10 protein-coding genes are annotated in these 11780 nt (G+C 70.7%); 5 read left to right on the top strand and 5 right to left on the bottom strand.

Translation table 11 applies throughout. The features are described 5' to 3' along the window. Nucleotides 1-4: 4 nt before the first annotated feature. On the bottom strand, nt 5-1612 hold the full coding sequence (locus OG520_RS26215; protein ID WP_399329550.1) for a carboxyl transferase domain-containing protein: 1608 nt from the start codon (nt 1610-1612) through the stop codon (nt 5-7). Nucleotides 1613-1889: 277 nt separating this feature from the next. On the opposite strand from OG520_RS26215, the gene OG520_RS26220 reads away from it, so the two are divergent. The 5 genes from OG520_RS26220 to OG520_RS26240 all read left to right on the top strand — a co-directional run bounded on the left by OG520_RS26220 (nt 1890) and on the right by OG520_RS26240 (nt 7857). After that, nucleotides 1890-3104, top strand: a complete 1215-nt coding sequence (locus OG520_RS26220; protein ID WP_406014820.1) for a DUF418 domain-containing protein — start codon at nt 1890-1892, stop codon at nt 3102-3104. Between the two features lie 33 nt (nt 3105-3137). Continuing rightward, nucleotides 3138-3743, top strand: a complete 606-nt coding sequence (locus OG520_RS26225) for a TetR/AcrR family transcriptional regulator (RefSeq protein WP_406014821.1) — start codon at nt 3138-3140, stop codon at nt 3741-3743. A 206-nt stretch (nt 3744-3949) separates the two neighbouring features. Next, on the top strand, nt 3950-5419 hold the full coding sequence (locus OG520_RS26230; RefSeq protein ID WP_406014822.1) for a glycosyltransferase: 1470 nt from the start codon (nt 3950-3952) through the stop codon (nt 5417-5419). Nucleotides 5420-5481: 62 nt separating this feature from the next. Next, on the top strand, nt 5482-6996 hold the full coding sequence (locus OG520_RS26235; protein WP_406014823.1) for a DUF6056 family protein: 1515 nt from the start codon (nt 5482-5484) through the stop codon (nt 6994-6996). A 75-nt stretch (nt 6997-7071) separates the two neighbouring features. After that, on the top strand, nt 7072-7857 hold the full coding sequence (locus OG520_RS26240) for a phosphatase (RefSeq protein ID WP_266418916.1): 786 nt from the start codon (nt 7072-7074) through the stop codon (nt 7855-7857). A gap of 63 nt (nt 7858-7920) precedes the next feature. On the opposite strand, the gene OG520_RS26245 is transcribed toward OG520_RS26240, so the two are convergent. The 4 genes from OG520_RS26245 to OG520_RS26260 all read right to left on the bottom strand — a co-directional run bounded on the left by OG520_RS26245 (nt 7921) and on the right by OG520_RS26260 (nt 11615). Further along, nucleotides 7921-8919, bottom strand: coding sequence for a cation diffusion facilitator family transporter (locus tag OG520_RS26245; protein WP_406014824.1), 999 nt, complete (start codon nt 8917-8919; stop codon nt 7921-7923). 52 nt (nt 8920-8971) lie between these two features. Continuing rightward, entirely contained in the window at nt 8972-9847 is an 876-nt protein-coding gene (locus OG520_RS26250; protein ID WP_266418918.1) for an acyl-CoA thioesterase II, read from the bottom strand. 19 nt (nt 9848-9866) lie between these two features. Further along, entirely contained in the window at nt 9867-11024 is a 1158-nt protein-coding gene (locus tag OG520_RS26255; protein WP_406014825.1) for an acyl-CoA dehydrogenase family protein, read from the bottom strand. Nucleotides 11025-11225: 201 nt separating this feature from the next. Further along, nucleotides 11226-11615, bottom strand: coding sequence for a peptidase inhibitor family I36 protein (locus OG520_RS26260; RefSeq protein ID WP_406014826.1), 390 nt, complete (start codon nt 11613-11615; stop codon nt 11226-11228). Between the last annotated feature and the right edge of the window lie 165 nt (nt 11616-11780).

Below are 11780 nucleotides of genomic sequence, written 5' to 3' on the forward strand. Positions count from 1 at the left end.
TTCCTCACATCCGGAAGACGCCGAAGCCGGCATCGCCCAAGGGGGCGTTGGCGCACGCGGTCAGGGCCAGCCCCAGCACCTGCCGGGTCTCCAGCGGGTCGATCACGCCGTCGTCCCAGAGCCGGGCCGTGGCGTAGTAGGCATTGCCCTGGGTCTCGTACTGCTCGCGGATCGGGGCCTTGAAGGCCTCCTCGTCCGCCGTGCTCCAGTCGTCGCCCAGCTGGTCGCGCTTGACCGTCGCGAGGACGGACGCGGCCTGCTCGCCGCCCATGACGGAGATCTTCGCGTTGGGCCACATCCACAGGAAGCGGGGGGAGTAGGCCCGGCCGCACATGGAGTAGTTGCCCGCCCCGTACGAACCGCCGACCACCACGGTCAGCTTCGGTACGCGCGTGCAGGCGACCGCCGTCACCATCTTGGCGCCGTGCTTGGCGATGCCGCCGGCCTCGTAGTCCCGGCCCACCATGAAGCCCGAGATGTTCTGCAGGAAGACCAGCGGGATGCCGCGCTGGTCGCACAGCTCGATGAAGTGGGCGCCCTTCTGGGCCGACTCGGAGAACAGGATGCCGTTGTTGGCGACGATGCCGACCGGGTGGCCGTGGATGTGGGCGAAGCCGGTGATCAGCGTCGTGCCGTACTCGGCCTTGAACTCGGCGAACCGGGAGCCGTCGACGACCCGGGCGATCACCTCCCGTACGTCGTACGGCGTCCGCGAATCGACCGGGACGGCGCCGTACAGACCCGCGGGGTCGACCTTCGGCTCCTCGACGGGGCGCACGGACCACGGCAGCGCGCCCCGGTCCGGCAGGGTGGCCACGATGTTCCGCACGATCCGCAGCGCGTGCGCGTCGTCCTCGGCGAGATGGTCGGTCACCCCCGACGTACGGGAGTGCACCTCGCCGCCGCCCAGCTCCTCGGCCGTCACGACCTCGCCGGTCGCGGCCTTCACCAGCGGGGGGCCGCCCAGGAAGATCGTGCCCTGGTTGCGGACGATCACGGCCTCGTCGCTCATCGCGGGGACGTACGCCCCGCCCGCCGTGCACGAACCCAGCACCGCCGCGATCTGCGGAATCCCGGCCCCCGACATCCGGGCCTGGTTGTAGAAGATCCGCCCGAAGTGCTCCCGGTCCGGGAAGACCTCGTCCTGCATCGGCAGGAACGCACCGCCCGAGTCGACGAGATAGAGGCAGGGGAGGCGATTCTCCAGCGCCACTTCCTGGGCGCGCAGGTGCTTCTTCACCGTCATCGGGTAGTACGTGCCGCCCTTGACGGTCGCGTCATTGGCGACGATCACGCACTCCCGGCCGCTGACCCGGCCGATCCCGGCGATCACCCCGGCCGCCGGGGCGGCGCCCCCGTACAGCCCCTCGGCCGCCAGCGGGGCCAGCTCCAGGAACGGGGACCCCGGATCGAGCAGGGTGTCCACCCGGTCCCTGGGCAGCAGCTTGCCGCGCGCCACATGTCGGGCGCGGGCCCTCTCACCCCCGCCGAGCCTGGCCGTGGCGAGCCGCTCCCGCAGCTCGTCGGCGAGCGCGTGATGCGCCGCCTCGTTGGCCTTCCAGGCCTCGGAGGCGGGATCGGCCGCGCTCGCCAGCACCGGTGCCTGCTGCATCGTGTCGAGCCCCCTTGCCCGTACCGCAGTAGTTAGTGACCGTTAACGTCCGACTTCAGGTTAACGAGCGCTAACAGCCTTGTCCAGGGCGCTCGGCCGGTGCCCGCAGCGCTTTCGGCAGCCGTCCGCGGTGCTTTCGGCGGGTATCGGCCAAGTGCGACCGGCCCACGGGGGGTGGCCCGCGTGGACCGGCCGGAATAATGGCCCGCACCGCTCCCTGACCCGGAGCGGCGCCGGTCGCCGACCGGCGAAGGGCTTCGGGTGGGGGAAACGGCAGATGACACAGCAGTCGCAGACGGTGCCGGGTGTGGACGGAGGGGCGGCCGGGGGAGTGGCCGGGAGGCCGCGCATCCTCGAAGTGGACGCCCTGCGCGGGTTCGCGCTCGCCGGGATCCTGGTCGTGAATCTCATGACGACCGCCGGACCTCCCGGCGCCAGGGACGGTCTCGCGGGGGTGCACGCGGCGGACGGAGCCGTGCAATGGCTGGTCGTCCTGCTCGCGCAGTCGAAGTTCTACCTGCTCTTCTCCTTCCTCTTCGGATACAGCTTCACCCTCCAGATGGACTCGGCCGCCCGAGCCGGGGCGCGCTTCGCGCCCCGGATGTCACGGCGGCTGGCCGCGCTCCTCGTGCTCGGGTTCGCGCACGCGGTGCTGCTGTACACCGGCGACATCCTGATGATCTACGCCCTGCTCGGGCTGGTCCTGCTGGCCGTCCGGAACGCCGGGCCCGCCGCGGTCCGGCGGGCGGCGCTGTGGGTGTTCGGCGTCGCCGGCGGCTTCCTGTTGCTGATCGGGCTGGGTGCGTCGCTGTTCGACCCGGGCGACCTGGGCGAATCCGCCACGGTGAAGGCCGAGCTGACCGCCGCCTACCGCGGTGGATTCGCCGACGTCGTCGGCGCCAACATCCGGGCGCTGCCCGACATGCTCGCGGCCGTCCCACTGATGGGCGGGTTCGTCGTTGCCGCCTTTCTCATGGGATTCGTGGCCGGTCGGCGGCAGTGGCTCGGTCCGGCCGCGCTCGCCGACCGGGCGCGGCTGCGCCGCATCTGCCTGACGGGTCTCGCGATCGGGGTTCCCGGGGCGGTCTTCTCCGCCGCGGGGCTCGTGGGGCCGCTGTCGGAGCGCTGGGTGCTGCTGGGCCTGGCGGTCGGTATGGTCGCGGCCCCGGCGCTCTCGGCCGCGTACGCCACCGGGCTGCTGCTGTGGTTCACCACACCGCGCGGTGGAGCGGCGGCCCGGGTCCTCGCGCCCGCCGGACGGATGGCGCTGACCAACTACCTGACCCAGTCCCTCGTCATGGCCCTCGTCTTCTCCGGGTACGGCCTCGGGCTGTACGGCCGCACGGGCGCCGCGGCGGCGGTCGGCGGGGCGCTCGTGCTGTACGCCGGCCAGCTCGCGCTCAGCGGGTGGCTGATGCGCCGGTACCGGCTCGGGCCGGTGGAGTGGCTGCTGCGCGCGGTGACGCTGTGGGCGCGGCCCCGTACCAGTTAACGTTCGCTAACCGCACTGTCTAGAATCGAATCCATGACCACGAGGACGGACGCCCCCACCCGCCGCGAGCAGATCCTCAAGGAGGCCGCCCGCCTCTTTGCCGAGCGCGGCTTCCACGGCGTCGGTGTCGACGAGATAGGTGCCGCCGTCGGCATCAGTGGCCCCGGGCTCTACCGGCACTTCCCCGGCAAGGACGCGATGCTCGCCGAGCTGCTGGTCGGCATCAGCGAGCGGCTGCTGGCGGGCGGGCAGCTGCGCGTCTCGGAGGACGCGGCCTGCGAGGGCGGCTCCCCGCAGGCCCTGCTCGACGCGCTCATCGAGGGGCACATCGACTTCGCCCTCGACGACCGCCCCCTGATCACCCTCCACGACCGCGAGCTGGACCGGCTGCGGGACGCCGACCGCAAGCGGGTCCGCCAGCTCCAGCGGCAGTACGTCGAGGTGTGGGTGGAGGTGGTCCGCGAGATGTACCCGGACCTGCCCGAGCACGAGGCCCGCGCCGCCGTCCACGCCGTCTTCGGCCTGCTGAACTCGACCCCGCACCTGGGCCGGCCCGGCGCGCAGCCGGGCCGCGCGGACACGGCGGCGCTGCTGCACCGGCTGGCGCGCGGGGCCTTCGAGGCGGCGGCCCGCGCGTAGGGCGCTACGGCGGTGCCCGGCGGGTGTGTCCGCGATTTCCGCCGGCCCTGACGCCCGGCCTTGAATATATGAATTGATGCGAAAGGGGTGAGGTGTCTCCTCATATTCCCTTTCCTTTTCCTCGACGAGCTCCGTCGGTCGCAGTGTCGCGAGGCCCCCAGGCTTATGGTTTGAGCTGTCCCACCCACACCTGATGGGGAATTTAAATGAAAACATGTCAGGTTTCGATCGTTGTCCCCTGTTTCAATGAGGACGAGGTCATCGAGGTATTCCACCGTGCGTTGATCTCCGCCCTCGAACCGACTCGGCGGACCTTCGAGATCTGTTATGTCGACGACGGCAGCAGCGACCGGACCAGGCTCCGGATCGGTTCGCTCGCCACTGCGGACCAGCGGGTCCGCTATACCTCCTTCAGCCGTAATTTCGGCAAGGAGGCCGCCATGCTCGCGGGACTGCGCATGTCCCGCGGCGACGCCGTCGTCCTCATGGACGCCGACCTCCAGCACCCGCCCGAACTGCTGCCCCGCATGCTGGAGCTGCGGCAGCGCGGCTACGACCAGGTCGTCGCGCGGCGCGACCGCGCGGGAGAAGGCGCCCTGCGTACCTTCCTCAGCGCCCTCTACTACCGGGCCATGGGCCGGTGCATGGACGTCCAGGTCGTCGACGGCGAGGGCGACTTCAGGCTGCTGTCGCGCACCGCCGTGGACGCCGTGCTCGCGCTGCCCGAGACCAACCGGTTCTCCAAGGGGATCTTCTCCTGGATCGGCTTCGACACCGTCGGTTTCACCTACCGGAACATGCAGCGCGCGGCGGGAGATTCGAAGTGGGGCGGCAGACGCCTGCTCAACTACGGGATCGACGGGCTGATCTCCTTCAACAGCCATCCGCTGCGCCTGGCCATCCACATCGGCCTCGCGCTCGCGCTGGCGGCACTGGGATACGCCGTGTGGACCATCGTCGGCGTCGTGCTCCACGGTGTCGTCGTACCCGGCTACACCACCCTGCTGACCGCCGTCGTGGCGCTCGGCGGAATCCAGCTCGCCACGCTCGGCGTCATCGGCGAATACGTGGGACGGATCTACTCCGAGTCGAAACGCCGCCCGCACTACCTGGTGCGGGAGACGGACGAATCTCCGCACGTCCGCCCGGTCGATATTCCGGCAGAGGCGCGTTCGGGCCCGCCCGCCCCCGAGGGCGGGAGACCGTCGGTGCGACGCACCGGGGCGACCGCTCTCGGAGCGTCGAGGAGGCGCACCGTACGCCAGTTCATCGAATTCGGGTTGATCGGAATCATCAATACGGCGGTATATCTGGCGGTATACGCCTCGTTGAATGTCTGGATTCCCTATCTGGCCGCACATGTCATCGGATACTCGGTCAGCGTCGTGGGATCATTCCTGCTCAACTCCCGCATCACCTGCCGCACGAAGCCGACCTGGCAGGCCTTCGTCCGGTATCCCCTGTCGAGCGTCGTCAATCTCGTACTCACCGGAATTCTGCTCTACCTCGGCGTGAGCAGGCTGGGCATGGACAAGAACATCGCCGCCGTGGCCGCGGGGATCCTCGCCACCCCCTTCTCGTTCCTGCTCGCCCGCTGGGCCATCGACTCCGGTGCCGCCCTCGCCCGGCAGGGCGGCGGACCGGCCGGGAGCAGTACTGGACACACCACACCGTGAACCCACCACCTGAACTTCTTGGCGTGCAAGACGCGAGCAGCGTACGAAGGGCACCAGTGCACATGACTACGGACACGTCGAAATCCGCCGGCACACAGGCGGAGAGCGAGGAATCTTCCCGGCCGGAACCCCGTCCGGGCCCCGCGCGGCGGTGGGCGGCGATCGGGACGTCGGGCCTTGCCCTGCTGCCGCTCGCCCTGCTCGGCGCGGCCTTCTGGATCGGCCGGCTGGTCCGCCCGGGAGGGGACGACTGGTGCTTCCTCCCGGTCGTACGGGACGGGGGCGCCTCCGGGATGATCGGGAAGTTCTTCCTCCATGACAACGGGCGCATCGCCAACGCGCTGCTCGTCATCGGGTACGGATCCTTCGGCGTCCCGGGCCATCAATGGTTCGCCCTGGTCAGCGGGGTGCTCATGCTGGGCATCCTCTGGGCGCTGATCGCCTCCGCGCTCAAGAGGGCCGGGCTGACCGCGCCACGCGGGCTGGCGCTGCTGGTGGGCGCGACGACGGCGGCGCTCCTCTTCTTCGCGACGCCCAACCCGTACAAGGCGTTCTACTGGCCCGCCTCCTCCGTCTCGCACACCGTCGCACCGGTGCTGGCCTGCGCCGCCGTGATCCCGCTGCTGCGCGCACGGACACGACGGGGACGCGACTTCGCGCTGGGCGTCGCGTACCTGGCGGGGATCTTCATCGGCACCCTGTCGGAGGAGACCGCGATCGTCGCGTGCGTCGTGCTCGCCGCCGTCCTGCTGATGAGCCTGTGGGCCCTTCCCGGGGCCGGCCGGACCCGTACGCGCGTCTGGTGCGTGGTCGCCTTCGCCGGGGTCGCCGTCGGGACGGTCATCCTGTACCTGTCGCCCGGCGCACGCACCCGGCGTGGACGGTTCGGCGCCGACAGCGCCTCCATGTTCGGCCCGGAGGCGCTGACCACGGCGATGCGGGCGTTCGGACACGTCCTGGGGACGATCTTCACGACCTGGCAGTACCTGGGAGCGGTCGCCGTCGGCGTGCTGCTGGGCCTGCTGGTGCGCGGAGGCGAGCGGGGAACGGACGCGCCGGAGGGGTCCCTGCGCCGCAGGCCCTTCCTCCTGGTTCTCGTCGGATTCCTCGCCTTCCTGGTCTCCGGCTACCTCTGCGTCGTCGTCGCCCACCCCGCCTTCGGGGCGAGCGTGGCGACCGCGTCGCGCATCTGGGGCGACTTCCTCCTCTTGTACGTGCTGCTCCTGGTCGGCGTCGGTGCCCTGTCGGGACGGGCGTTGCGGGCCCGCAGGTGGGGGATCCGCGCGGCGACGGCGGCGGTCGCCGGAGTCGTGTGCGCCGCGACCTGTGTCGGCCTCGCCGTCCCGCTGCACCGGCTGGAACGGCAGATGGAGGTGCGCGCCCAGCGGTGGGACCGGCAGGACCGCTCGCTGAGGAACGGGGCGGCGCGCGGCGCCAAGGTGCTCCCGTACACGCCGGTGTCGGTCAGCGGGATGCTGGAGCCGTTCGGCAACCACGGCCGGCGGGCGTGGCCGGCGCAGTGCGTCGCCCAGTACTACCACCTGAAGAAGATCACGCACTCGACCCGGCTGCCCTGACCGGCGGGCCGGGCCGATCGGTCAGTCGTGCAAGACACCCGGCACACTGTGCACACCTGACGGCACAATGGGTTCATGCCGATACCCAGCCGCGCCGCCCTCGTCGAACACCTCGTCCGCACGCGTATAGCCGGAGACGTCGCCACACCGCGCGACAACAACCTCTCCCACTACCGCAAGCTCGCCAACGGCGACCGTCACTACTGGCTGGGTCTGGAGCTCGGCGACCGGTGGCGCGACGAGCAGGACGTGCTGGCGGTGATGGCCGAGCGCTGCGGGGTCAGCGACGACCCGGAGCACCGGTTCGGGCAGGACACCATCGACCCGGAGCTGACGGTCGACGCCCTGGAGCGGATGGCGGCGCGGCTGCGGAAGGCGGCGGCGGGATCGGAGCGGGTGCTGTTCGCGACCGGGCACCCGGGCGGGCTCCTCGATGTGCACCGGCAGACCGCGGACGCGCTGCGGGCCGCCGGATGCGAGATCGTACGGATCCCCTCGGGGCTGATCGCCGACGAGGGCATGGTGTTCCAGTTCGCGGACGTCGCGGTGCAGGAGCGCGGCGCGACCCTCTGGCACACCCACTCGCCCGCCCCGATGGCCGCCATCCTGGACGGTCTGGAGCGCGAGGGCCGACCGCTGCCGGACCTGGTCGTCGCCGACCACGGCTGGGCGGGGTGCGCGGCGCAGCGCGGGCTGGACGCGGTGGGGTACGCGGACTGCAACGACCCGGCGCTCTTCCTCGGCGAGGCGGAGGGGACGCTCCAGGTGGCCGTCCCGCTGGACGACCATGTGCTGGACCCGCGGTTCTACGACCCGATGACGGAGTACCTGCTGGACGCGGCGGGGCTGATCCAGGACTGATCCAGAGCGGATCCAGGACCGATCCAGAACGGATCCGAGGCCGGTCCCGGCCGCACGGCCCGGTCAGACCGATCCGGTACCGGTACCGGGCCCGCGCAGCCGCTGCCTCAGGCCCGGGGTCGGGTCCAGGTACACCCGGCGGATCGACGGATAGCGCTCCCGCAGCTGCTCCTCCGCCTCCTCGCACGCCCACTCGATCTGCTCGGCGGTCGAGGCGTCCCGGAAGTCGACCTTCGCGGCGATCAGGATCTCGGCCGGCCCCTGGATGAGCGTGGTGAGTTCCAGTACCTCGATGATGTGCGGGACGGAGAGCAGTTCCTCGCGGATGCCGGCGCGCATCTGCTGCGGCACCGGACGGCCGATCAGCAGCTGGGCGTTGGACCGGCCCAGCACCCAGGCGACGTACACCAGCAGCAGACCGATCAGGATCGATGCGATGCCGTCCCAGACCCCGGAACCGGTCAGCTGGCCGCCGAGCAGTCCGCCCGCGGCGAGCAGCAGACCCGCCAGCGCCGCCGAGTCCTCCATCACCACGGCCTTGACCGCGGTGTCGGGGGTGTGGCGGAAGTAGTGCCCGACCGGCGCCCGCAGCCGCGCGGCCTCGCCGCGGACCTGCCGGAGCCCGGTCCGCAGCGAGTAGCCCTCCAGCAGGAAGGCCACCGCGAGCACGAGGTACGAGACGAGCGGATTGCCGAGCTCCTCGCCCGCCGCGAGGGTGTGGATGCCGTCGTAGACGGAGAAGACCGCGCCGCCGACGAACGTGGCCACGGAGGCGAGCATCGCCCAGATGTACCGTTCGGGGCCGTAGCCCAGCGGGTGTTCCTCGTCCGCGGGCTTCTCGCTGCGTCTCAGCGCGGTGAGCAGCAGCAGCTCGGTGACCGTGTCGGCGACCGAGTGCGCCGCCTCGGAGAGCATCGCGCTCGATCCGCTGATCAGCCCGGCGACGGCCTTCGCCACCGCGATGCCGAGATTGGCGGCGGCCGCGACGATCACCGTGACCGTGGACTCCCCACCACCGGTCTTCGCGTCGCTCATGGTCTCGTCCATGGTCTCGTCGCTCATGGTGGGGAGTATGTCCGAACCGGCGCCCCGCGGCCCGTCGGCGCAGGGCGCGTCAGTCCCGGGGGACGCGGACCACGCCCTCCTGGATGACGGTGATCGCCAGCCGGCCGTCCTGCGTGTAGATCCGGGCCTGACCCAGCCCGCGCCCGCCGGACGCGGACGGCGACTCCTGGTCGTACAGCAGCCATTCGTCGGCCCGGAACGGCCGGTGGAACCACATCGCGTGGTCCAGGCTCGCGCCGACCACGTCGCCGACCGCCCAGCCCCCGCGCCCGTGGGCGAGGAGCACCGAGTCGAGCAGCGTCATGTCGGATACGTACGTCGCCATGCAGACATGGAGCAGCGGATCGTCCGCGAGCTTGCCGTTGGTGCGGAACCACACCTGGGAGCGGGGCTCGCGCGGTTCGCCGACGCTGCCGAAGGGCGGGGCGTCCACGTAGCGCAGGTCGACCGCGGCCCGCGCCTCGATCAGCCGGTCCACGACCCCCGGCTCGCTGAAGCGGTCCGCGTACCGGGGCAGCAGCTGCGCCGCCGTGGGCAGCGTCTCCGGGTCCGGGGCGGGCGGCATGGCCGCCTGGTGCTCCAGGCCCTCCTCGTACGTCTGGAACGAGGCCGAGAGATGGAAGATCGGCTGGCCGTGCTGGACGGCGACGACCCGGCGGGTGGTGAAGGAGCGGCCGTCGCGGATGCGGTCGACGCTGTAGACGATCGGCGCGCCCGGGTCGCCCATACGCAGGAAGTAGGAATGCAGGGAGTGGGCGGTCCGGTCGGCGGGGACGGTGCGGCCCGCGGCGACCAGGGCCTGGGCCGCGACCTGGCCGCCGAAGACGCGGGGCACGACCGCCGAACGGCTCGTACCCCGGAAGATGTCCCGCTCGATCTGCTCCAGGTCGAGCAGATCGAGCAGGGAGTCGAGTGCTGCGCTCATGGAACGAACGTAGCCGCTCTCACAGGCCCATGGACTTGGCGATGATCGACTTCATGACCTCGCTGGTGCCGCCGTAGATGCGGTTGACCCGGTTGTCCGCGTACAGGCGGGCGATCGGGTACTCGTTCATGTAGCCGTAGCCGCCGTGCAGCTGGAGGCAGCGGTCGATGACGCGGTGCGCGACCTCGGTGCAGAACAGCTTCGCGGAGGCGGCCTCGGCGGCGGTCAGCTCACCGGCGTCGTGGGCCTCGATGGCGCGGTCGCAGACGGCTTCGGCGGCGTCCACCTCGGCCTGGCAGGCGGCCAGTTCGAACTTGGTGTTCTGGAAGGACGCGACGGTCTTGCCGAAGACGGTGCGCTCGGAAACGTACTGCTGGGCGAACCGGACGGCCGCCTTGGCCTGGGCGTACGCGCCGACGGCGATGCCGAGGCGCTCCTGCGGGAGGTTCTGGCCGAGGTAGGAGAAGCCCTTGTTCTCCTCGCCGAGGAGGTCCTCGACCGGCACTTTGACGTCGACGAAGGCCAGCTCGGCGGTGTCGGAGGTGCGCAGGCCCAGCTTGTCGAGCTTGCGGCCGACCGAGTAGCCCTCGGCCCTGGTGTCGACGACGAGGAGCGAGATGCCGTGCCGCCGGTCGTCCGCCCTGGGCGCGTCGGTGCGGGCGCAGACGATGACCCGGTCGGCGTGGACGCCACCGGTGATGAAGGTCTTGGCGCCGTTGAGGATGTAGTGCGTGCCGTCCTCGGAGAGCTTGGCGGTGGTCTTCATGCCGGCCAGGTCGGAACCGGTGCCCGGCTCGGTCATGGCGATGGCGTACATCGACTTGCCGGTGACGAAGTCCGGCAGCCAGCGCTTCTTCTGCTCCTCGGTGGCGTACGCCTTGATGTACGGCAGGCAGAGCAGCACATGCACGCCGGAGCCGCCGAAGTTGACCGCCGCGCGGGCGCACTCCTCGGAGATGATCGCCTCGAACTTGAAGGACTCGACCCCGGCGCCGCCGAACTCCTCCGGCACCTCGATGCCGAATATGCCCAGCTCGGCGAGCTTGTAGTAGAAGTCGCGGGGCACCTGGCCGGCCGCGAACCACTCGTCGTAGACGGGGGCGACCTCGGCCTCGATGAAGGCGCGGATGGTCTCCCGGAACGCCTCGTGGTCCTCGTTGAATACCGTACGGCGCACGGGGTGCCTCCTTGGTCTGCTTCGGGCGAGCTTCGGCCAGCCTGGCTAAGCGCTTGCTCAGATACGTTTAGAAGTTACCCGGGGGTCACCGAGGCTGTCCAGGGTGATGCGCAGCACGCCCACGCGGGCCGTACGGCCGCGGACATGCGGAAAGCCCTCCCCGGCCACCGGCCGGGAAGGGCTCCTGGCACGCCTTGCCGCCTACTGGGGCTTGAAGGAGCGGATCTGGTAGTTCCCCTGGAGGTTGCCGCCGTTTCCGGCGGGGGTGGATCCGACCCGGGCGTTGTAGTTGGTCTGGGTGTAGTACTGGACGCGGTGCCCGGTCGCGTTCCACACGGAGCGGACGTTCTGGCCGCGCTGGATGAACGAGCAGTCGTCGGCGGTATTCGCCCGCTTCTTGTCGGACCACTGGCAGCGGGTGCCACCTCCGTTCCAGTCGCTGTAGATACAGAAATATCCGGGGCTGCAGCTGTAGGAAGCCCTGGCGCTTTCGACGGCGGCGTTCTCGGCCGCCGCGACGGCGACGGGCCCGGCGCCGAGTCCCAGGGCCAAGGCGATCGAGGTGACGGTGAGCGCACTGATGCGATGCATGGCGGAAACCTCTTCTCCTGACGGTGACCAGGGCACCGGACCCTGGTCACCAGCAGCGTGGCACGGCTGCGACCTGCGCAGACAGGCGGAATCGGGGGCGCTCGAAGCCCGCTTCGAAGGTCGCGGTGCTCCTGTGCGCACCGGCGCGAACGCCCGCCCCGGACG

This window comes from Streptomyces sp. NBC_00984 (assembly GCF_045162475.1).
In the GTDB taxonomy this organism is placed as follows: domain Bacteria; phylum Actinomycetota; class Actinomycetes; order Streptomycetales; family Streptomycetaceae; genus Streptomyces.

Coding starts and splice junctions, on each gene's coding strand:
- OG520_RS26215 (WP_399329550.1), bottom strand. CDS start 1,612: ATGCAGCAGGCACCGGTGCTGGCGAGCGCGGCCGATCCCGCCTCCGAG.
- OG520_RS26220 (WP_406014820.1), top strand. CDS start 1,890: ATGACACAGCAGTCGCAGACGGTGCCGGGTGTGGACGGAGGGGCGGCC.
- OG520_RS26225 (WP_406014821.1), top strand. CDS start 3,138: ATGACCACGAGGACGGACGCCCCCACCCGCCGCGAGCAGATCCTCAAG.
- OG520_RS26230 (WP_406014822.1), top strand. CDS start 3,950: ATGAAAACATGTCAGGTTTCGATCGTTGTCCCCTGTTTCAATGAGGAC.
- OG520_RS26235 (WP_406014823.1), top strand. CDS start 5,482: ATGACTACGGACACGTCGAAATCCGCCGGCACACAGGCGGAGAGCGAG.
- OG520_RS26240 (WP_266418916.1), top strand. CDS start 7,072: ATGCCGATACCCAGCCGCGCCGCCCTCGTCGAACACCTCGTCCGCACG.
- OG520_RS26245 (WP_406014824.1), bottom strand. CDS start 8,919: ATGAGCGACGAGACCATGGACGAGACCATGAGCGACGCGAAGACCGGT.
- OG520_RS26250 (WP_266418918.1), bottom strand. CDS start 9,847: ATGAGCGCAGCACTCGACTCCCTGCTCGATCTGCTCGACCTGGAGCAG.
- OG520_RS26260 (WP_406014826.1), bottom strand. CDS start 11,615: ATGCATCGCATCAGTGCGCTCACCGTCACCTCGATCGCCTTGGCCCTG.